Source organism: Candidatus Brocadiaceae bacterium, assembly GCA_012728835.1.
Lineage (GTDB): Bacteria > Planctomycetota > Brocadiia > SM23-32 > SM23-32 > JAAYEJ01.
This window is the reverse complement of record JAAYEJ010000011.1, coordinates 38,409-58,804: the sequence shown is the minus strand read 5'-3', so window position 1 is coordinate 58,804 and position 20,396 is coordinate 38,409. Positions and strand designations below refer to the sequence as shown.

The 20,396-nt window shown below is 70.6% G+C and carries 16 protein-coding genes and 1 tRNA gene; 1 reads left to right on the top strand and 16 read right to left on the bottom strand.

Features of this window, described 5'->3' with window-relative positions:
* Positions 1-26: 26 nt before the first annotated feature.
* Positions 27-416: a DUF523 domain-containing protein gene (locus tag GXY85_01390; protein NLW49483.1), complete on the bottom strand. Its 390-nt coding sequence runs from the start codon at positions 414-416 to the stop codon at positions 27-29.
* A 271-nt stretch (positions 417-687) separates the two neighbouring features.
* Between GXY85_01390 and GXY85_01385 the strand changes: the two genes are divergently transcribed.
* Positions 688-3,150, top strand: coding sequence for a hypothetical protein (locus GXY85_01385; GenBank protein ID NLW49482.1), 2,463 nt, complete (start codon positions 688-690; stop codon positions 3,148-3,150).
* Positions 3,151-3,162: 12 nt separating this feature from the next.
* Here GXY85_01385 and GXY85_01380 read toward each other — a convergent pair whose 3' ends face one another.
* From GXY85_01380 to murC, 15 genes are all read right to left on the bottom strand, one after another.
* Positions 3,163-5,202: a hypothetical protein gene (locus GXY85_01380; protein ID NLW49481.1), complete on the bottom strand. Its 2,040-nt coding sequence runs from the start codon at positions 5,200-5,202 to the stop codon at positions 3,163-3,165.
* 129 nt (positions 5,203-5,331) lie between these two features.
* A complete protein-coding gene (locus GXY85_01375; GenBank protein ID NLW49480.1) occupies positions 5,332-7,806 on the bottom strand; it encodes a fibronectin type III domain-containing protein in 2,475 nt (824 codons plus the stop codon).
* A gap of 41 nt (positions 7,807-7,847) precedes the next feature.
* Positions 7,848-8,678, bottom strand: coding sequence for a sugar phosphate isomerase/epimerase (locus GXY85_01370; protein NLW49479.1), 831 nt, complete (start codon positions 8,676-8,678; stop codon positions 7,848-7,850).
* A gap of 495 nt (positions 8,679-9,173) precedes the next feature.
* Positions 9,174-9,338: a rubredoxin gene (locus tag GXY85_01365; protein ID NLW49478.1), complete on the bottom strand. Its 165-nt coding sequence runs from the start codon at positions 9,336-9,338 to the stop codon at positions 9,174-9,176.
* 107 nt (positions 9,339-9,445) lie between these two features.
* Positions 9,446-10,192: a lipid A phosphate methyltransferase gene (locus GXY85_01360; protein NLW49477.1), complete on the bottom strand. Its 747-nt coding sequence runs from the start codon at positions 10,190-10,192 to the stop codon at positions 9,446-9,448.
* Between the two features lie 149 nt (positions 10,193-10,341).
* Positions 10,342-10,417, bottom strand: a tRNA-Ile gene (locus GXY85_01355).
* 40 nt (positions 10,418-10,457) lie between these two features.
* Positions 10,458-11,366: a glycine--tRNA ligase subunit alpha gene (locus GXY85_01350; GenBank protein ID NLW49476.1), complete on the bottom strand. Its 909-nt coding sequence runs from the start codon at positions 11,364-11,366 to the stop codon at positions 10,458-10,460.
* A gap of 97 nt (positions 11,367-11,463) precedes the next feature.
* Positions 11,464-12,048: a ribonuclease HI family protein gene (locus GXY85_01345; protein NLW49475.1), complete on the bottom strand. Its 585-nt coding sequence runs from the start codon at positions 12,046-12,048 to the stop codon at positions 11,464-11,466.
* A gap of 18 nt (positions 12,049-12,066) precedes the next feature.
* On the bottom strand, positions 12,067-12,750 hold the full coding sequence (gene radC / locus GXY85_01340; GenBank protein NLW49474.1) for a DNA repair protein RadC: 684 nt from the start codon (positions 12,748-12,750) through the stop codon (positions 12,067-12,069).
* A gap of 384 nt (positions 12,751-13,134) precedes the next feature.
* Complete coding sequence (locus GXY85_01335; GenBank protein ID NLW49473.1) at positions 13,135-14,007, bottom strand: hypothetical protein; 873 nt, start codon at positions 14,005-14,007, stop codon at positions 13,135-13,137.
* Positions 14,008-14,011: 4 nt separating this feature from the next.
* Positions 14,012-15,625 carry an HD domain-containing protein gene (locus GXY85_01330; protein ID NLW49472.1) on the bottom strand — a complete coding sequence of 538 codons (1,614 nt, stop codon included), beginning with the start codon at positions 15,623-15,625 and terminating at the stop codon, positions 14,012-14,014.
* 512 nt (positions 15,626-16,137) lie between these two features.
* Entirely contained in the window at positions 16,138-17,079 is a 942-nt protein-coding gene (locus tag GXY85_01325; GenBank protein ID NLW49471.1) for a hypothetical protein, read from the bottom strand.
* A gap of 13 nt (positions 17,080-17,092) precedes the next feature.
* Positions 17,093-18,052: a D-alanine--D-alanine ligase gene (locus tag GXY85_01320; GenBank protein ID NLW49470.1), complete on the bottom strand. Its 960-nt coding sequence runs from the start codon at positions 18,050-18,052 to the stop codon at positions 17,093-17,095.
* A gap of 33 nt (positions 18,053-18,085) precedes the next feature.
* Positions 18,086-18,958, bottom strand: coding sequence for a UDP-N-acetylmuramate dehydrogenase (gene murB / locus GXY85_01315; GenBank protein ID NLW49469.1), 873 nt, complete (start codon positions 18,956-18,958; stop codon positions 18,086-18,088).
* 5 nt (positions 18,959-18,963) lie between these two features.
* On the bottom strand, positions 18,964-20,394 hold the full coding sequence (gene murC / locus GXY85_01310; GenBank protein ID NLW49468.1) for a UDP-N-acetylmuramate--L-alanine ligase: 1,431 nt from the start codon (positions 20,392-20,394) through the stop codon (positions 18,964-18,966).
* Positions 20,395-20,396: the final 2 nt, after the last annotated feature.

Sequence of the window (20,396 nt, the reverse complement as noted above, 5' to 3'; positions counted from 1 at the left end):
CGGGGCCTCAGTGGGTCGGGCCGGCGTCATGCGTGGTTGCGCAGCTTCAGCTCCAGCGGGTGCGGGTGCATGCCCGAACTGAGCGAGTTCGTCTTGGACACGAACCCGCACAGGCCGACGCATGCCAGATCATCCAGCCGTCCCCTCGTCCAGTCCCGTATCCTGTCGGTGTGGTCGACCTGCGTGTGCGTCGTCACGAGCCGCGGCGCGGCCGGGTCGCCCTCCAGGTGCATCGATTCGCGTGGGACCGGCAGGCCGCTCTCCACCTCCGGGCACACGGGCACCCAATCGACGAACCGGCCGAACGTGTCGGCCAGAAAGCGGTCCTGTTTGTGCCCGCCGTCGTAGCGGACCTTCTGCCCGAGCCGGCAGGCGCTCACGCCGACGCGGGGCCTGGCGGACTTCCCTTCGCTCATCGATCATCACGGTTGCCCAGCGGCTGAAGGCGTTCCGGCTGGATCATGGATGTCCCCCGGGGGCTTGACTCGGCGCCGGCATCCCCCATGCGGCGGTTCGCGACCGGCGCAGTCGGAGCGTCTTGTTGCGCTGTGCGACGGGGCGGGATACGATGGCCGGTCCCGGTGCGCTCTCCCGGGAATCACACGAGCGGAGATTGCGATGGCGACCTATCGGCGGCTTCTGAGGGCGGCGGTCGTTGCGTTCCTGATCATCGGCGGAGGGCGGGGCATGTGGGCGAAGGCAGACGACGGAGCGGCTCATCTGGAGCCGTGGGCTTCGGACGCCCATCCCTCCGACGTGCCCCGCCGGCACTCGGAGGACGTCGGCGCCGGCCGGCACGAGTACACCGTGCTCCAGGGCGGCACGATGGACGGCACGAACTGCCGCTCGCCCCTGAGCGTGGGGATGAACCGCGAAGGCGCGATGGAGCAGACCTGGGAGTCCAACCGGCTCGTGCGCATGGAGAACGTCGGCACGGGCGACGTCGTCAACCCCTGGCTGTCCAACGGACGCAACAACTTCCGCACCCCGCAGGAGATCGTTGACAACGCCGTCGAGCCCGGCATGACCGACCGCGAGAAGGCCATGGCGATCTGGTTCCAGGAGTGCCGTTACCGCTACCACGGCGGGACCGAGGGCGGCGAAGACGCCGATCCCGTGAGGATCTACAACATCTACGCGGCCTACATGTGCGGCACGAACACCTCGCACTTCGCCCAGATGCTGAGCATGGCCGGACTCCGGGTCAACGGGTCCGGGTCCACCGTGGGCCACACGACCTCGCGGGTGTTTTTCGACGGCGGCTGGCGCTACCTGGACGCGAACCAGCACACGATGTTCCTGCTGCGCGACAACCGGACGGTGGCGGACGCGCCGGAGATCACCCGCGACCATGACCTGGCCAAGCGCGCCCACAGCAGCGGCATCCTGCTGGGCGACCACAGCGCCCTGCGCGAGTCCTTCGCCGCCTGTTTCGCGCACGAGGTGGAGGTCGAGCGTGCGTTCGGCCTCTACCGACGCGCGACGAACATGGACATGACGCTCCGCCCCGGCGAGGCGCTGGTGTGGCGATGGGGCCGGCGGGAGCCGTTTCGCTACCGTTACCTGCGCGAGCCCCTCTACCCCTACATGTTCTGCAACGGCCTCTGGGAGTACCGGCCCGACCTGACCGGCGACCTGTGGAGGCGCGGGGCGGCCCTTGCGGACAACGTGGCGGCCGGGCCGAACGGCCTGTCGGCCGGCCCCGGAGGCGACGGGACGATCGTCTGGGAGATGAAGGCGCCCTATGTGTTCGTCGGCGGGCGCCTGGAGGCGGAGGGCAACGGCGCGCGGTTCGCCTTGTCGTTCGACGGCGAGACCTGGCAGGACGTGGAGGGCGCGGACCTGAACGCCTTCTTCCCGCCCCAGGGAGGGGCGCCGCGCTACGGCTACCGGCTCCGCTGCACGCTGTCCGGCGACGCCCGGCTGAGGAGCCTGGCCGTGGTCAACGACCTGCAGATGTCACCCCTGGCGCTGCCCGGCATGGCCGTCGGTGCAAACGCGTTCGTCTACACGGACCAGACGCCGGGCGAGCGCGCCGTGCGCATCACGCACGAGTGGGTGGAGCGCTCGGCCTCGAGTCCGCCGGGCGCCTCGCCGGCCCCCATCGCGCCGGCCGAGGGCGGCGAGACGGACGGCACGGACGTCGTCTTCCGGTGGCAGGACGCGCCGGACCCCGACGGCGACCGCGTCGTCGACTACCACTTCGAGCTTTCGGACCGGTTGGACGTCCGCTGGCCGTTGTCCACGAACTTCTACCGGCTGATCTCGCGCACGCGCGACCGGGGCCGAGCGCAGTTCACGCTGCCCGCCCCCGGGTTGCTGACGCCGGGCGAGACCTACTACTGGCGGGTCCGCGCGAAGGACGAGCACGGCGTGTGGGGGCCCTGGAGCGAGACGTGGAGCTTCACCGCCCGCGGCCCCGCGTATCCCCTGGACGTGCAACTCGGTTACGACGCGGAAGGGCGGCGCGGCGTCCTGACCTGGAAGCCGAACCCGGTCGGCCGCCCGCCGGTGAGATACCGCGTCTACGGCAGCGACGAGAAGGGCTTCTCGGTCAGCGATGAGCCGTATCCCGTCCACCTGGGCGAGAGCAAGGAACTGACCTCGCCCTTCCCGGCCAACTTCATCGCCGAGACCGAGGCGACCGAGCTGGCCGTCCTCGGCGAGGGCGTGGACCTGCCGGCGGCCAACAAGGCCTACTACCGCGTGGTGGCCGTCGACGCGAACGGGAAGCGCAGCGGCCCGTCCGACTACGCCTCCGCGCCGCGGCCCGTCCTCTACACCGCGCCCGTCACAACGGCGCGCGTGGGCCGGGAATACACCTGCGATCTCGCCGCGACCCGTTCCCTTGGCGACCTGTGCTACCGGGTCGAGGGCCGGCTGGCCAAGAGCTACTGGGACATCGAGCATCCGGTCTACGCCCTGGAGCGGGGGCCGGCGTGGCTCACGATCGACCCGGCCACCGGCCGGCTGAGCGGCACGCCCGACGCTCCCGGCCGAGCGGACGTGGTCGTGACGGTCACCATCGACCGCCAAGTGCGCACGGTCGATCCGGGAGTCCTCGTCTGGGGAAACGAACGTGTCATCGAGCGCGGCACGGAACGCGTCGGGACGGACACCCGGCGCTTCACCATCGAGATCGGCGAATGACGGCCCGGCCGGTCAGGGCAGCCTGCCCGACCCGCGGATCGGCAGTCTCGTGTGCCCTTCGCCCCAGTACTCGAGCCGGACGTTCCTCGCGCCCGCTTCGACCTCGACCTCATCCCGGGCGGGGCATTCCGGCATGTAGAGCCATACCTTGCCTTCCCGAAGGTCCGTGATCGTGAAGCGCCCCCGTGCGTCCGTACGGCCCGCCATGGGGGGGAGCGCCTCGGAGTACGCCTCGACAAGTACGTTGACGACCGGTTCGCCCGCCGGGTTCACCACGACGCCCGAGACGGAGGGCGGGACCAGCTCGAGCACCACGTCCCCGAGCGCGACCAGCTCCCCGTCGGCCCGTGCGATCGGCATGTCCCGGGCGGCGGGAAGGTGTTCTGCGGCCTGCACCTCCATGCGGAACGTCCGGTCGGGGCACGGCAGCGGCAGGCCGCCGAATTCGTAACGTCCCTCGTCATCCGTCTTCCCGGTGCGCGTCTTGCGCCGCCAGTGCAGATTGACCCGCGCCTGCCGGACGGGCCGCCCTTTGGTGTCGACGATTCGCCCACGGATCGTCCGGTACGGATGGATCGTCACTTGAAGCGTCTGCGGCCCTCCGACCAGGTCGTAGATGGCGCTCAGCTTGCGCTCCTCGTGGGTGGCCTGGAGGGTGAACTCATGGTCGCTCTCCCACGTGTGCCCGGAGACCGTCAACTCGAACCGGCCCTCCTCGTCCGTGAAGACCCCGCTTGCCAGCAGGTGGATCTGCACGAATGCGTGCTCGACCGGCCGGCCCGCCGGGTCGAGCACGATGCCGGTGACCTCGGGAGGCGGCATCAGTTCCGCGACGAGCCGATGGGTCTTTGCGGCCTCGACCTGGATCTCCTGCTCGAAGAAGCCGCGATAGCCCAGCTTCTCGACCTTCAGCCGGTACGCGCCCGGCTGCAGATGCTCGTTGTGCACGCCCTCCGCGCGAGTCGTCCCGTAGATATAGCCCTTTCGGTTCTCCTCGTAGCCCGTGACCTTCGCCGAGTCGAGCGGCTTGCGGCTGATCGCGTCGATGACCTTCACGCTCAAGACGCCGCCGCGATGGCATACGATCTTGAAGTCCTCGAGGACCTGCCCGGGCTCCACCTCCACGGGCGTGTACGGCACCACCCATCCGGGCCGGTCATGCAGGGGCACCGGGACTCTGAGGGCCAGCTTCCCCACGCCGACCCCGGTGAGTTCGAACGTGCCGTCCCGGCCCGTGACGCATCGGCTGCCCAGTCGAACGGGGCCGGCGACCAGCACGACCAGCCCCTCGACGGGCTTCCCGGTCCCTGCCTCCACGGCGACGCCGCGGATGACCGCCTCGGGCGGCAGCACGACCCGGATGTCCTCCTGTCCGGCGGCGAACTGGAAATCGAGGGGACGCCTCGAATTCGGCCCGGTCTGGATCGTTGCCAGGCCGGGCGCCGAGACGATCAGTTCCGCCCCGGCGTCGGGCGGGATGTTGGCGAAGGCGAATCGGCCGTCGGCGTCGGTCTTCACCGTCAGCCCCCGGAACGGCGGGAGGCCTTCGATCCGGGGTTGATCATCCGCGTCCGATCTGCGGGTGCACTTCGGGGTCTGAAGGAGCGCACGCACCTCCGCGCCCGGCACCGGTCTGCCGGCCTCGTCCACAACCGTCCCCGCCAGCCGCGCGGCTCTGGGCAGCGTGACGGTCGCTTCGCCGTCGGCGTTCCGCAGCCATCCCAGGCGGAACAGGGCCAGGCCGTCGGCCCGGATGTAGAAGGAGACCCTCGCCGGCCAGCGGCCGGGAACCGCCGGCAGCGCGTATGTGAACCGCCCGGCGTCCGCGCGGAGGACATCGACGGGCTTCGTGAACCCCTCATCCTCGCTGTACTCGAGGCGATGGGCCTCCACAACGGCGTCCGGCACGGGCGCGCCGTCCGGCCCGACGATCAGCCCGGAGAACGTCACGATCTCCGGCTCCTCGGCCGCGCGAACGTCCGATCGCGCCCCGCCGGGAAGGAGCCCCACCACCGCCAACGCCGCCAGAAGCCACGTCCCCGCCCCGTGCATCGCCCTGTTTCCTCCGTGCGGATCCTCCCCTCCCGGATTCCTTCCACTGCCCCATGTCATCCAACCGTGCCCGGCCCATCCTGCCGGCGCCCCTTGCCGGCTGGACCCCTCGTGGCCGTCATTCGGATTCTACTGCGGCGCCACGTCGATTGTGAACTCCTGAACGGCGCTGCCGACCCGGCGCCGCTCGGTGCTCGTGACCGTGTAGTTGCCCCAGGCCAGTGCGCCCTCGTCGAGGATGGGCACGTCGCGCTCGATGAGGGCGCGCAGGACGACCGGCACCCGTCCGGGCGTGTGGGGCGTGCCGGTCAGGAGGCCGGTGGCCGGGTCGACGGTCAGCCAGTCCGGGCCCTGTTCGATGGAGAACGCGGGCTCTTCGATGTCCCAGTAGCCCATACCGGCACGGCCGCGGTTGCGGGCGTCGCCCAGGGAGCGCACGGCGGCGGCCCGGTAGACGTAGGGCGTGCCCACCCGGGCGGACGTCACGGGGGTCGTGTAGACCAGCGGACGCGGCGCCTCCGCGAAGGCGGACGACCAGCTCCGCTTCCCGTTCGCGTCGACGGCCACCACCCGGTACCACGCGCGGTTCGCGTTGGGCAGGTCGAGCCCCCGGCCGAGCACGGCCATGCGCGTCTCGGCGGTCTCGGCGACGAAGTTCGCCGGGAAGGGATCCGGCAGGAGCCCCTCCGGGGTCTGTCCCCGGTTGACGCGATACGGCTCGTCGCTGACCGAGAAGCCCTTCTCGTCGCTGCCGTAGACGCGGTAGGTGGCCGGCGCGTTGCCCGACGGGTTCGGCTTCCACGTGAGCGTGCCGACGCCCGTCGTCTCGTCGACATCGAGCGCTACGGCGATCGGCGGCGTCGGCGCGTGGCTGACGAAGCTCCACGTCTCGCTCCAGGGCCCCCAGAGACCCTGCGCGCTCCGTGCACGCACGCGCCAGTAATAGGGGCGTCCGGGTGCCAACAGGCCGACGCAGGGGAGCGAGTACTGCGCGTGGCCGCGGTCGGGCGTGCGCGAGATCAGCTTGCGGAAGTTCGGCGAGAGCGGCCAGCGCATGTCCGGCCGGTCGGACAGTTCCCAGTGGTAGTCGGCGATCGCCTCGCCGTCCGGGTCCGCGGCGGGCTGCCAGCGGAAGGTGATGTCCGTGCCGTTCACCTCGGCTCCGTCGGGGGGGAAGACGGCGGCGGCGGGAGCGACGGGCGGGTGGCCGGCCGAGCGCTCGACCCATCCGTGCGTGATGCGTACCCGGCGCTCGCCCGGGGTCTCGTCGGTGTAGACGAACCGGTTCTCGCCCACGACCATCCCGGGCATGCCCGGCAGGGCCGTCTGGATGTCGTTGATGACGGCGAAGGACTTCAGGCGCGCGTCGCCTTCCAGGCGGCAGCGCAGGAAGTACTGGTGGTATGGCCCGTGCTCGGACGGGAACTGGTAGTCGAGGATCCCCGTGGTCATGTCCCGCCACTGCTCGCCGTCGGTCGAGACCGCCACCCGCACGTCGTTCCCCTCGACCTCGTAGCGGCCGCCGACGAAGGGATACGGGGCGGCCATACGCCAGAGGATCGTCCCGACCGTTCCCGGCTCGGCGGCCAGGCCGTCCGCGGTGTTCCGGATCCTCTCGACCGTCCGGGCGCCGCTACGCCAGACGTCCCCGAAAAGGTCCGGCCGATACTCCCACAGGCCGTTCTGTATTGCGGTCGGGAAGCGCGGCGTGCTGACGCCGTGGTACTTGATCGGCTCGGTGTGGCCCCAGCGGTAGGTGAGCGCCTCGCCCGGGCGGAGCGTCATGTCCATGGTCGTGTCCCGGCGGCTGTTGCGTGTGCCCTTGGCCTCTCCTTCGTAGACGAAGATGGACGCCTGGCTCTCGTCCTGCGAACGGGAGTTCGCGTGCAGAATGCCCGCCGTGTGGGTCCGTTTGACCAGGTCGTGGTCATGCACCAGGTCCTGTTCGCTGGCGATCGTCTCGTTGTCGCGCAGAAGGTAGAACCCCTGCATGTCGCCGTCGAGCAGGTTCCAGCGGCCGTCGAAGAAGACCTGGGAGATGCAGTGCGTGAGCGGGCGGGCGGGGGCGACCCTCAGGCCGGCCGCCTGCCAGAGGCCGGCCAGCGCGATGCTGTCGTTCCCGCAGGTGTTGTGCCCGTAGACGTTGAAGACGCGGACGGGGTCCCCCAGTTCGTTGTTGTCGCCCTGCCAGTGGTAGCGGTTCGTGATCTGCTGGTACCAGATCGCGATCGCCCTCTCCCGGTCGCTCATGCCCGGCTCCAGGGGGGCGTGGGCGATTTCCTGGAGGTTCCGGAAGTTGTTGCGGGCGTTCGAGAGCCAGGGGTTGACGACGTCCGTCTGCCCCACGTTCTCGATGCGCACGGAGCGGTTGGACTCCCAGTGCCGGATCAGCCCCTCCCAGACGCCGTAGGGCAGGCGGCAGTTCTCGCCGTCCATCGTCCCGCCCTGGGTGATGGCGTACTCGTGCCGCGCGCCGGCGACGTCCTCGACGTGGCTCATGGCCGCATCAGAGGGATGCGTGTTCGATTTCCAGGGGGCCAAGTCCTCGCTCGCCCCCGCCGCCATCAGCCAGACAACCGCTGCCGCACAGACCATCCAGTGCATCGTCATCCTCCTCTGCGGCGCTGGTGCGCCGCCGTCCCGTCTCAGGCGCCCAGATCACGCAGGACGGCCCGGATGTAGGCGAGGTCCTGCTGGGCGAACCACTCGCGGTCGCCGGCTCGCGGGGCCTCCACGCAGATCGGGCCGGTGAAGCCGGTCTGCCTCAGAAGGCGCACGAACTCCCGGTTGTTGATCTCGCCCTCGCCCAGGGACGTGGAGACGCGCGCCTGGGCGCGCCGGATGGGCGCGGAGTTCTTCAGGTGCACGTAGTGGAGCTTCGTGCCGAACGCCCTGATCGCCTCTTCGAGCGTCGGCCGGTCCTCCTGGCCGACCATGTTGCCGTAGTCCAGGTTGGCGCCGATCGAGGGCCGATCGACGTCTTCCACCAGCCGGCGGGTCGACTCGATCTTGTCATGGACGTAGCCGCGATGCGTCTCGAAGCCGAAGCGGATGTCGACGTCCTGCAGGCCGTCCGCCAGCCGGCGGCAGCCCTCGACCTGCCACTTCCAGTGGTCCTCCGTGACCGGTTCGCCGATGCCGAGCCAGCCGGTGACCAGATTGCAGGTGCGGACGCCGAACCGCTGGGACGCCTGGCGATAGAAGGCGATCGCCGTCTCGACCTCCCGGGCGCGCTCGGCGGCGTCCGGCTTGATCAGCGCCGGTCCGGGCGACCCGAAGACCACCTGTCGGAGTCCCGACGCCTCCACGCCCGCCTCGATCTGGTCCATGTACTGCTCGGGCGTCTCGTCGACCGAGTCCCTCCGACTGCGGAACTCCACGCCGTCGAAGCCCCATCCGGCGGCCCTCCGGCAGATTTCCTCGACCGTCTGGCCCTGCTCGCAGTAGTTGACGTGCATGATCACCGCGTAACCCATGGTCCGCCGCTCCTCCGGTGGAAGACGCCCTGTCCCGTGCGGCACCCGCCGCCGCCGGACCGTCCATTATGCTCCCAGGTGCCGGCGGCGCAAGTGCCGGCGGTCCGTGCGTAGGCAGATCGGGGATTTCCTGCTTGCCAGGAGGCCGCCGGTGGGGTATGGTACAGGTAACGCGGTAACGCGAGGTGAGGCGTGGCCGGAGAGAGCGATCTTTCGAGGCGTAGTTCTGGTCAGTAATCGTCCTTTCGCCTTCCGGTCAGGCCGACCCCGTGGGCGTGCCAGCCACGGTCACCTGTGACATCCGCGGGGAGGCATGGCTTGCCCTTCCCAAGGGCAGCGGCGCCTTGTGGCGCCGGTCTGGTGGTGGCGCGCGGTGCTGAAACCGCGTGCAGTACGGGCGGGCCCGTGCATCGGCCCGCCCGCTTCCTTTTCGGGGGATCGACGCCCCGCCGGGCGTCGCTATGCACAAGGCGCCGGAGCCTGCCCGGCGTCCCGTCACTCGTCTCCCGGCTCGAACATGTCCTTGCCCACGCCGCAGTCCGGGCAGGTCCAGTCGTCCGGAAGCTCTTCAAACGGCGTCCCCGCCGAGATGTCCTGTGTCGGATCGCCCAGTTCCGGATCGTAGACGTAGTTGCAGACCGTGCATCGGTACTTCCGCATGGCACACTGCTCCTCTGAGTGTGTCTTCCGCAAAGAGGGCCTCGCCTCCCGGCGATCGGTCCGCTACCGACCGCACCGGGCCGGCCCCCGCCCTCCGACCGTCCCGGTCACCGTGCCGGGACGTGCAGCGCCCGAGTGTGCTTGTGAAGCAGGCGAACCAGCAGACAGAAGGCCGTGACGATGAGCGCGGGCACCACCGTGTCCCTCTCCAGGGTCACCGGCACGCCTGCCAGCCAGTCCTCGACGTGGTCCAGCACCGCGAACGTGACGGCCACCCCCAGCAAGGTGGCATACTCCTTCTTCAATGCGGCCCTGGCGCAGAACGGAAGCTCGGGGGGCCGCCAGTTCGACCATCGAGGCAAAAACGCGGGCGTGGCGTCCGACCACACCCGGTACGCCGTCCCGAACACCTCGCCCAGGTACTCCTCCTCGACCAGCATGATCCGCTCGTAATAGGCCATGTAGCTCAGGCATCCCACCAGAACGAGCCACGGGACGCCCGGCGACATCAGCACGCCCAGAAAGACCAGGAAGTTCCCCAGGTACAGCGGATGGCGCACGACCGAGTAGGCGCCCGACGTGTTCAGGACGGCCGCCTTCTGACGCCTTGTGTTGCGGCCCGACGTTCCATGCGGAACCGTGCCGGACACGAACGCTCGCCACCCGAGCCCGACCAGCGAGATGGCGACGCAGGCCCAGTCGTAGACGTCGTCGACCGCGTCGCCGGCGGCCCGTTCCAGCCGCTCCGCGCTGCCCAGCCCGACGAGGAAGACCGGCACGAACAGCAGGGGCAGATAGGTGCGCCACCGGAACAGCATGCGGCCCTGCCGGATGAGTTCGTCCCTGAGAGCCATGGTCCCCCCCCGCCTTCCGTGAGCCGGGCCTGTCCCCCCAGTGTAGCCCACGTCCGAAGAAGGCGTCAAGCCGCCCCGACGGGCCGCTGCAGGGCGGGGGCGCCGCTGCGACGGCGAGGCGCACGCGGTGGCGGGGGGCCGGGTGCGGCTGGTGGGCCCAACAGGACTCGAACCTGTAACCCGCGGATTATGAGTCCGCTGCTCTGCCGATTGAGCTATGGGCCCCCGGGTGCACAGCCGACTATACGTCCGCCCGCCGGGGAAGTCAACCTGCGCACGGTCCGTGCGCTCCGGGCGGCAGCAGGGGATGGCCGAGGCGTTCGCGCAGCGCCACGTAGCCGCGGGCGATGGCCGAGGCCAGGTCGCGCACCCGCTTGATGTAGCTCGTGCGTTCGGCCACGCTGACGGCGCCACGTGCGTCCAGCAGGTTGAACGTGTGGCTGCACTTCATCATCTGGTCGACCGCCGGCAGCGGCAGGTCTTCGGCCAGGCAGCGGCGGCATTCGGCCTCGTGGACGTCGAAGAGCCGAAAGAGCATGTCCGTGTCGGCCACGTCGAAGTTGTAGCGGCTGAACTGCACCTCGTCCTCGTGGTGCATCTCGCCGTAGAGGAGGCCGGGCGCCCATTCGAGACGGAAGACGTCCGGCACGTCCTGCAGGAACATGCCGATCCGCTCGATGCCGTAGGTCAGCTCCAGGGAGACGGGGTCCAGGTCGATGCCGCCGACGCGCTGGAAGTAGGTGAACTGCGTGATCTCCAGGCCGTCGATCCAGACCTGCCAGCCCAGCCCGCTCGCCCCGAGCGTGGGCGATTCCCAGTCGTCCTCGACGAACCGCACGTCGTGCGCGGCCAGGTCGATGCCCAGGCGGCGGAGGCTCTCCAGGTAGATATCCTGGGAGTCGTCCGGGGCGGGCTTGACGATGACCTGGAACTGGTAGAACCGCTGGACGCGGTTCGGGTTGTCGCCGTAGCGGCCGTCGGTCGGGCGGCGCGAGGGCTCCACGTAGGCGGCCCGCCAGGGCTCCGGCCCCAGCGACCGCAGGAAGGTGGCCGGGTGGAACGTCCCGGCGCCCTTCTCCACGTCGTAAGGGTGGACGATGGCGCAGCCGTAGTCCGCCCAGTAGTTCTGAAGGCCCAGGACGAGCTGCTGCAGGTTCAGTCGGGGCTTGGCCATGGCGTGCTTTCCGGGGGTGTGTTCAGGAGGCCCAATCGTACCCGATCCGGCCGGGCCGTTCAAAGCAATCGTCCGTGCCCGGCCGGCCGCCCGGCGCCTATGCCCGGTTGGCGCCGGCGCCTCGGGTGGCCAGGGCGTCCGCCTCGGAGTTCTCTTCGCGCGGCACGTGGCGGACCGTCCAGGCGGCGAAGCGCCCAAGCAGGGCGGTCGCCTCGTCGTAGAGCGGGCGCAGACGCGCGTTCCTGACCCGGTAGGTGCCCTGGAGCTGGCGCACGAGCAGTTCGCTGTCGCTGAACAGGTGAACGCGGGCGACCCCGAGTTCGAGCGCCCGGCGCAGGCCCGCGATCACCGCCCTGTACTCGGCCACGTTGTTGGTGGTCCGGCCGATGGGCTCGCCCCAGGCGGCGGCCGTCCGGCCGTCGGGCGTCTTCAGGACCATGCCGATGCCGGCCGGGCCGGGGTTCCCACGCGAGGCGCCGTCGGTGAACAGATGCGCTTCCTTCCCAAGGGCCGCCCCGGAGGCCTGCTCGGAGGCGGCCGGTTCGGGGGCGACGGCCGGATGCGCACCCAGTTCGCGGAAGAGGGCGTCGACATCCTGGCGCGTGACGTCGGGGTGGTCATTGTAGAGCCGGGACCAGTCGACGGCCTCGTAGACGGCCCGGAGGAGTCTGTGCTTGTCCATGGGTCCCTGTCCGAGCGGTCACTGTCCGGCGGGAGCCAGCAGCCCCTGCTCGGCGAAGCTGAAGTAGGTGTCGCGTCCGATGATCATGTGGTCGAGCACGCGGATGCCCACGAGGCGGCCGGCCTCGCAGAGCCGGTCGGTGAGGCGGCGGTCCTGCATGCTCGGCTCGGGATTGCCGCTGGGGTGGTTGTGTACGAAGACGACGGCGGAGGCGCTCTGGCGGATGGCGGTCTTGAAGACCTCGCGCGGGTGGACGACGCTCTCGTTCAGCGAGCCGATCGAGACGGTCTCCTCGCGCAGGATCTGGTTCTTCGTGTCGAGCAGGAGGACGCAGAAGTGCTCCCGGTCGAGGCCGAACATCTTCTCGCGCATGTAGCGGAAGAGGGACTCGCTGCCGCCGATGGCCCGGCCGGCGGGCAGGCGGTCGCCGGCGTAGCGCCGCGCGATGGCCAGGGCGGCGCGGATCTGGGCGGCCTTGGCCGGGCCGATGCCGTGCACGCGCATCAGCTCGGCCGGGGAGCAGGCGGCCAGCCCGCGGAAGGTGCCGAACTCGCGCATAAGGCGCGCGGCCAGGTCCAGGGCCGTTGCCTTCGAGGAGCCGCCGCGGATGATGATGGCCAGCAGCTCCACGTCGCTCAGGTGGGCTTCGCCGCAGGCCAGCAGGCGTTCACGCGGGCGGGCCTCCGGCGGCAGGTCGGTCATCGTCGGGCGCCGGCCGGGCTGGCGGCACTGCTCGCGCAGGGGGCACTCGTCGCACAGGGGCAGGCGCCGGCAGACGCCGTCGGTCTCCGCACAGAACCGGCCCAGCAGGGCGCAGACGCGCGCCGTGCCGTCCCCGGTGGCCCGCCCGAGGCCGTCGGCCAGCGTGCGTGCGACGTGGGCGCCGCGTGCGGCGGATGCGGTGCGCGGCACGGCGCCGACCCGCTGCCAGAAACGCACCAGTTCCGGCGCATCGGCGCTCACGGCGGCCGGTTCGGCCGTGCGTGCGGCGTCGGCCGCGAGGCTCCATGCGCAGAGCGTGTCGTAGAGGCGACGGTAGGGGGCCGCCGCCTCGCGGCCGTCCTGCGGGGTTGGTTCCTGGTGCATTCAGTCTGCCCTGAAGAACTCGATGGCGGACGGGTCTTCCACGTCCAGGTCGATCAGCCGCCAGCCCGGGAGCAGGGGCGGCGGTGCGAAGGTCGCCTCGGGCAGGGGCTTGTTCGGCTTCGGGTCGCCCAGGTGCAGCTCGATGGTCACCCCGTTGAGGGGCCGGTCGAGCCAGAGGCGCCTGGGGAACAGGCCGTCTCCGGCCGGCCGGTAGCGGTCCATCCGCAGGTCCGTTTCCACCCTTCCGAGCGCATCGTAGCGCCGGATGCCGCTGAGCACAAGGCGTCGGCGGTCCACGAAGACCTGCCGGCGAAGGACGCCGAGCACGCGGACGTCGAAGCGGTAGTCGGCCGGTTCGAGGACCATCTCGGCGGTGGGCCAGGAGATGCCGAGCTGCTCGGGGCCGGCGAAGTAGCTCCGCACCTCGTCCGGGCGCAGGAGTTGAGGGAGCTTGCGGTAGGCGATCTCCGTGCCGGTGACGAGTTCGTTGGTCGAATAGCAGACGAGCCAGAAGCGGGGGCCGGCGGCCTTGAGCAGGAAGACCGTGCGCGTGAGCTTCTCGGTGAGGAGCCAGAGCGCGGGCAGGCGCGCGTCGAATGCCAGCGCCCCGCCGAGCGTGGGCAGGCGCCGGGCCCGTCCGGCCTCGTCGACGGTGCGGATGGACAGGGAGATGTCGCCGTCGGTGACGGTATGGAACCCCTCGCTCAGGGCGCGCACCGCGCGGACGACTTCGCCGGGAGGCAGCGGCGGGGGCGCGGGGCGAGGTCGGAAGAGCGGGCAGCCGGTGGTCAGCAGGGCCAGGATGCAACTCAGGGCCGGCAGGGCCCCGGCCGGTCTGCGTGCAGGGCCGTCTGTCGGGCTCGCAGGGGTCATGTCCTCAAGCGTCCACCAGGGGCCGCTGCCTCCCGGACGGGCGCGGGCGGCGGAACAGGTCGTCGAGCCGGTCCATGCCGCCTTCGTCGCGGTAGATGCTCTGAATCTCCTCCCGGAAGGCGTCCCCGGTGCGCAGCGCGTCCATGACCAGACGGACCAGGTGGGGGTCGAACTGCGTGCCGGCGCCCTCGTCCAGTTCGCCGAGGATCTTCTCGGGGGGCAGCGCGGACTTGTAGGGGCGTTCGGTCGCCATCGAGTCGAAGGCGTCGGCGAGGGCCAGGAGGCGTGCCACCAGCGGGATGTCCTCCCCGGCCAGCCCGTCCGGGTAGCCGGTGCCGTCCCAGCGTTCGTGGTGGTGGCGGATCGCGCTGGCGATCTCGGCCGCGTTGTCGACGCTGCTCAGGATGGCCGCCCCGGCGGCGGGGTGCTGCTTGACGGTCTCGTACTCGGACTCCGTGAGGCTGTCGGGCTTCTGCAGGACGTCGAGCTGGACGGCCAGCTTGCCCACGTCGTGCAGCATGCCGGCGATCTCGATGGTGCGGCGGTCGGGGCGGCTTTCGGGCATCAGCCCGCCGATGCACAGGGCCAGGGCCGTCACGCGCTCGCAGTGCCCGCAGGTGTAGCTGTCCCTGAACTCGACAAGGCGGAGGACCGACCGCATGACGTCGCCGAAGACGGTCTCGACCTGGTGGGCGAGCTGGGCGCGTCGGACGGCGATGCCCGCCTGGTTGCCGATGGCCGCCAGCACCTTCAGGTCGCGTTCGGTGAACTCCCGGGAGCCGACGACGTTGTCGACGTAGAGGAAGCCGACCGCTCCTTCGCCGTCCCGCATGGGGGAGCACAGGACGCTGCGGATCCCCTGGGAGACGACGCTCAGGCTGGCGTCGACGCGGTCCGCCGGTGCCGACCGCAGGATCGAGTCGCCCGTGGCGTGGCATTCGACGACGATGCTGCGGCTGAAGCTGTTGCGCGCCGCCGCCGGAAGGCCCTCCCTGTAGCGGCACAGCAGAGGGATCAGGACGCCGTTGAGTTCCCGGGCCGCGATCAGGTAGCCGCGGTCCGCGCCCATGACCTCCATGACGTTGTCCATGATGGCGGCGAACAGGCGGTCGAGGTTGCGTTCCTCGGCGACGCTGTCGATCACCCGGCAGACGGCCGACAGATGGCGCTCGATGTCTTCCTCGATGGACGGGTCGTCGCCGCCGGTTCCTTTGCCGAGGGGCGAGCCCGAGGCAGCCGGCCCGGCGGGCGCCCGGACCTCGGTTCCGAAGGGCGGTGTGTCGGTGTCGCCGGTCAGGATCACCGCCTCGTCCTGGCGGGGCGTGTCTTCGAGCACGAAGCGGAACTCGGCGTCGCCGATCGCAATGCGATCGTGGTGGAACAGGAGGGCCTTGCGGACCCGGTGGTCATTGACCCACGTGCCGTTGCTGCTCTCGAGGTCCTCGACGGTGAAGAACCCCTGCTTGTGGGCGATCCGGCAGTGACGGCGGGAGACGCTGCCCTGGCTCAGGCGCACCGTGCAGGACTCGCCGCGGCCGAACACCACGGGGCATTCGGTGCTCAACTCAATGACCTCGGTGTGCTCGGCGCCTTTGAGCGGTATCAGTTTGCCGTGCATGGTCGGGGCCGGTGCCTGTCCGCAGGTCTCTCGGAAGCCAGTCTTCCCGCGACGTCCACAAAGTCAACCGAGCGGCATTATACGCAAGGCCGTGGGCACGATGCAATGCAGGATGCCTCGCCGGCCCGCCGCAGGTGTGAGGGAAATTCTTATACCGCAAATTGTTACGCACTGTCAAGATATGGCACGGGGTTCCGTGCTGGACACTTCTTCTGCATGGGGGCGTGCGCCCGTCCAGTTGGTAGCGCCGGCGTCTCGCCGGCAGTGCCGGGGGCATCCGGCCTCCGGGTCGTCCGGCGACGGCGGGCGCGTGTCGGCGAAGGCGACGGAGGCGGGCACGACCGAGCGTGCCCCTCCAGCCGTGTGGCGGCGCCGGTGCCCGGCGGGGCGGCACGGGCACGTGCACGGACGCTTGCCGCCCGGCGGCCGCGGCCGGCCAACCGGCGCCGTGCGCGGAACGCGCCCGCCGGCGGGGGGGAGGCGAAGGAGGTCACATGCACCGTGCGCGGCGGTCATTCGGCCGGGAGGAAGGCCGCCTGCCCCCGGTATTGCAGGTCGACGTGCGCCAGGTGCCTCAACCCGGGCCGCACGGCCACCTGCGCCAGCAGTTTGTGGAGCTTTTCCTGGTCGGAGGTCGCCAGCAGGGGCGCCTCGACTCCGTCCAGCCCCTGGTACTGCGTCGACTGCCCCCAGAGCACCCTGGTCTCGGCCGGTGTGCCGTCGTCCCGCGTCCACGGAACGATCAGGACGATGTCGGGCTGGGACGCGCCGCGGCCGACGCCGGCGACGTCGATCGTGGAGACGTGGAGCCGCTCCAGGAGGCCGTTGTGGAGGAAGAAGTCCGTGAGGCGGGCACCCACGGCGAACCGGGGCCCGTTCCACGGTGCGTTCCAGCAGGGGTGTTGGCTGAACCGCCGGTCCTCGATGACGGGCAGCTGCACGTCGGCCCATTCGGCCGGCTGCTGGAAGAGGTCGTCCGGCAGCCAGTGCCCGTCCCGGTCGACCATGTAGCGCTTGGCGTTCAGCCACACGATGCCGGCGGGTTTGCGGAATGTCAGAGCGATGTGCAGGCGGTCGGGCATGCGCCGCCGGACCGCGTCGACGCGGAGGACCCACGGGCTTGCGCCCAGTCGCGCGGCGACCAGTTCGGCGACCTCCGGGTCCAGGACCGACCGCCCACAGGGCTCGCCGCGCAGCGCCTCACGGAGCTGCCGGCCCATCGCAGCCCCGCGCACCCAGGGCGGGCAGTCGTCGAGGTCGAACCCCGCGATCTGGAACTCGGGCCGCTCGGCCAGTGCGCCCCACGCCGTCCGAACGCCGAACCACCCGCCGGCCGCCAGCCCGGCCAGCACGAGCAGCCCCACGGCGGTTTTCCACAGGAGTTGGAGCACAAAGGCCGGCCCGCTCCGGGACTTCGCGGCCTTGCTCTTCTTGGCTCGTGCCTTCTTCGCCATGGCTCGATCCGCCTCAGGCCGAGAGACGACGGGGCGCCCGGACGGCGGCGTCGCGCAGCGCCGCCCGCACGATCGTCTCGCACAGGTCGGGGAACTCGATGCCCGCGTGCTCTGCGGCCATCGGCAGCAGGCTCCGGGGCGTCAGGCCCGGGATGCTGTTCAGTTCCAGCACGGTCAGCGAGCCGTCGTAGCCGTGGAGCAGGTCCACGCGGGCCATGTGCCGGCAGCCGAGGGCCTCATAGGCATCGACCGAGGCCCGGCACGCCTTGCGGTAGAGAGTCGGAAGCAGGGCGACGGGGCAGACGTAGTGCGTCCCCTCGTCCTCATACTTTGCGCTGTAGTCGAAGAAGGGCCGCCGGACCACGAGCTCGATCATGGGCAGCGCCTCTCCTTCGAGGATGCCCACGGTGAACTCCCGGCCCCGGACGTAGCGTTCGATCAGGATGGTGCCCCCGTGGGGCCGCGCCTCGTCGACGGCCGCGGCCAGCTCGTTCGGATGGCGCACGATGCTCACCCCCAGGCTGGACCCGCCCGCGGCGGGCTTGCACACGACGGGGTAGCCCAGTTCCTCGACGGCCGTCTGCGCCGCGCGCACCGACGCGTCGGGCTCGAGGACCAGGTACTCGGGCGTGGGGATGGCACTGCGCCGGAACGCCTGCTTGGCCGCGACCTTGTCCATCGCGATCCGGCTGGCCTCCGGGCCGCTTCCCGTGTAGGGGATCCCGAGTTCGTCGAGCATCTGCTGGACGGTTCCGTCCTCGCCGAAGGCGCCGTGCAGCGCCAGGAAGGCCACGTCCGGCTGGAGTTCGGCCAGGCCGGGCAGTGCGCGGCCTGTGACGTCGTAGCTCAGGACGGCGTGGCCCCGTCGCTGCAGGGCGTCGGCCACGGCCCGGCCGCTCTTCAGGGACACGGCGCGTTCGCCGCCGGGGCCGCCCATCAGGACGGCCACCCGCAGTCTCTGTTGTCTGTTCATTGTTCTTCTCCGGCTGGCGTCAGATCCGGCCACTCAGGCGGCGATCGGCTCGCCGGCCCAGTGTTCGACCTCCATCTCGAGTTCCAGGCGGAAACGGCTGCGGACGGCTTGACGCATCGTGCCGATGAGTGCCAGAACGTCGGAGGCGGTGGCCTGGCCGCGGTTCAGGATGAAGTTGGCGTGTCGATCGGAGACCTCGGCGTCGCCGGCGCGCCGGCCTTTCAGCCCGCAGAGGTCCAGCAGGCGGCCGGCGGAGTCGCCCTCGGGGTTCCTGAAGATGCACCCGGCGCTGGGGGCGCCGCCCGGCTGCCGCTCCGTGCGTCTGCGCAGGTACTCGTCGGCGATCCGGCGCACCTGTTCCGGCGCGCAGGGGCGGACGTTCAGCTCGACGGCCGTCACGATGGCGCCGCCGACGTCCATGCAGCGGTAGCCGCGGCGAAGCGACGCGCCGGGGCGCCACTCGGCCGCTCCGTCCGGGTGCACGAGCTGCACGCGCGCCAGCACGTCGGCCGTCTCGGAGCCCCAGGCTCCGGCGTTGCCGCGCACGGCCCCGCCGACGGTGCCGGGCAGGCCGGCCAGGAACTCCAGGCCGCCCAGGCCGTCCCGGCGGCAGCGCGCCAGCAGCCGGGCGGTCAGCATGCCGGCCCCGACGCGCACCAGGTCCGGGCCGAGTCGGTCGAATCGGGCGAAGCCCGGCCGGAGGACGTGGATCACGGCGAACGGCAGGGGGCCCTCGTCGACCAGCACGTTGGAGCCGCCTCCGAGCGGACGCCAGGGGAGACGGCGGCGACGGCAGTCGTCCAGCGCCGCCCGCAGGTCCTCGAGCGTGCGCGGCCGGTAGTAGTGCACCGGGGTTCCCCCGATGCGGAACGTGGTCAGAGCGTGCAGTGCCGGCGTCCGTGCCATGTCGATCAGGCCGCGATCTGGCGGCGGCCCTTCTCCTCGATGCGCGGGATGATGTTGTGGGCGACCTGGAAGACGTCGCCTGCCCCCATGACCAGGACGATGTCGTCGGGGACCACGTCGGCGACGATGATCTGCTCGACGTCGCGGAACTCGGGCACGTAGTGGGCCAGCAGCCCCGTGTGGTTCATCTGCCGTACCAGGTCCAGTGCGCTGACGGACGCGCGGTCGGCGCTGGAGTCGCGCGCTCCGTAGATGTCGCAGACGTACGTCACCCAGCAGGAGCGGAAGGACTCGGCCAGTTCGGCCAGCATCTTGCGCGTGCGCGAGAACTGATGCGGCTGAAAGACGACGAACACGCGCTGTTTGGGGAACCGCTGGTGGGTGGCCGCGACGCTGGCCATGATCTCCTTCGGGTGGTGGGCGTAGTCGCTGATCACCGGCACGTTCCAGGGGGTGCCGAGCAACTGGAGGCGCCGGGCGACGCCCTCGAACCCCTCCAGCGCGTCCTTGATGACCGGGAAGTCCACGCCGGCCTGGTGGCAGACGGCGATGGCGGCCAGGGCGTTGGAGACGTTGTGGGTGCCGTAGAGCCGCAGGGCGAACCGGTCGATGCGCTTGCCGCGGCAGACGAGGTCGAAGTTGCTGTGAACCTTGGCGCGCCAGAGGCGTTCGGCCCGGTAGGTCGCCTTCTTATCATTGATGCCGTACGTGATGGGGCGGCCGCCCATCTCCCGGGCGATGGCGCTGGCGTTCTTGTCGTCGGCGTTGACGACCAGAGAGCCGTCCCCGCCGACCGAGCCCGCGAAGGCCGCGAAGGCCTCCCGGATGTCCCACATGTCGTAGTAGTAGTCCAGATGGTCGGCGTCGACGTTGGTGATGACGGCAATCTTCGGCGCCAGGCACAGGAAGGACCGCTTGTACTCGCAGGCCTCCGCCACCATGTGCGGGCCGGAGCCGTAATGCGCCCCGCCGCCGAGCTGAGGCACGTCCGCCCCGATCACGTAACTGGGGTCCAGCCCGGCCTGCTGCAGGATGTAGGCGATCATGGACGAGGTGGTGCTCTTGCCGTGCGTGCCGGCCACGGCGATGCCCGTCTGGCGTTCCATCAGGCGCCCGAGCATCTCCGGGTACCGCACGACTTCCAGGCCCCGACGCCGGGCCTCGACGAGTTCCGGGTTGTCGTCGGCGATGGCCTGGCTGACGACGACCAGGTTCGTGTCCGGCTCCAGCGAGCGGCCCTCCTGCTGCAGGCTGACGCGGATGCCGCAGCGGGCCAGGGCCTGCGCGGCGGGGGCCGGGTGGACGTCCGAGCCGGTGATCCGGGCGCCGCACTCGGCCGCGTAGGTCGCCATGCCCCGCATGCCCGTCCCCAGGATGCCGATGAAGTGCCAGTGCTCGTTCGTCATGTTGGGCGTGCCTCCTCCCTCCCATTTCATCG

Bases quoted from the DNA above. Each gene is read 5' to 3' on its own strand.
- GXY85_01390 (NLW49483.1), bottom strand. From the start codon at position 416: ATGAGCGAAGGGAAGTCCGCCAGGCCCCGCGTCGGCGTGAGCGCCTGC.
- GXY85_01385 (NLW49482.1), top strand. From the start codon at position 688: ATGTGGGCGAAGGCAGACGACGGAGCGGCTCATCTGGAGCCGTGGGCT.
- GXY85_01380 (NLW49481.1), bottom strand. From the start codon at position 5,202: ATGCACGGGGCGGGGACGTGGCTTCTGGCGGCGTTGGCGGTGGTGGGG.
- GXY85_01375 (NLW49480.1), bottom strand. From the start codon at position 7,806: ATGCACTGGATGGTCTGTGCGGCAGCGGTTGTCTGGCTGATGGCGGCG.
- GXY85_01370 (NLW49479.1), bottom strand. From the start codon at position 8,678: ATGGGTTACGCGGTGATCATGCACGTCAACTACTGCGAGCAGGGCCAG.
- GXY85_01365 (NLW49478.1), bottom strand. From the start codon at position 9,338: ATGCGGAAGTACCGATGCACGGTCTGCAACTACGTCTACGATCCGGAA.
- GXY85_01360 (NLW49477.1), bottom strand. From the start codon at position 10,192: ATGGCTCTCAGGGACGAACTCATCCGGCAGGGCCGCATGCTGTTCCGG.
- GXY85_01350 (NLW49476.1), bottom strand. From the start codon at position 11,366: ATGGCCAAGCCCCGACTGAACCTGCAGCAGCTCGTCCTGGGCCTTCAG.
- GXY85_01345 (NLW49475.1), bottom strand. From the start codon at position 12,048: ATGGACAAGCACAGACTCCTCCGGGCCGTCTACGAGGCCGTCGACTGG.
- radC (NLW49474.1), bottom strand. From the start codon at position 12,750: ATGACCGACCTGCCGCCGGAGGCCCGCCCGCGTGAACGCCTGCTGGCC.
- GXY85_01335 (NLW49473.1), bottom strand. From the start codon at position 14,007: ATGACCCCTGCGAGCCCGACAGACGGCCCTGCACGCAGACCGGCCGGG.
- GXY85_01330 (NLW49472.1), bottom strand. From the start codon at position 15,625: ATGCACGGCAAACTGATACCGCTCAAAGGCGCCGAGCACACCGAGGTC.
- GXY85_01325 (NLW49471.1), bottom strand. From the start codon at position 17,079: ATGGCGAAGAAGGCACGAGCCAAGAAGAGCAAGGCCGCGAAGTCCCGG.
- GXY85_01320 (NLW49470.1), bottom strand. From the start codon at position 18,052: ATGAACAGACAACAGAGACTGCGGGTGGCCGTCCTGATGGGCGGCCCC.
- murB (NLW49469.1), bottom strand. From the start codon at position 18,958: ATGGCACGGACGCCGGCACTGCACGCTCTGACCACGTTCCGCATCGGG.
- murC (NLW49468.1), bottom strand. From the start codon at position 20,394: ATGAAATGGGAGGGAGGAGGCACGCCCAACATGACGAACGAGCACTGG.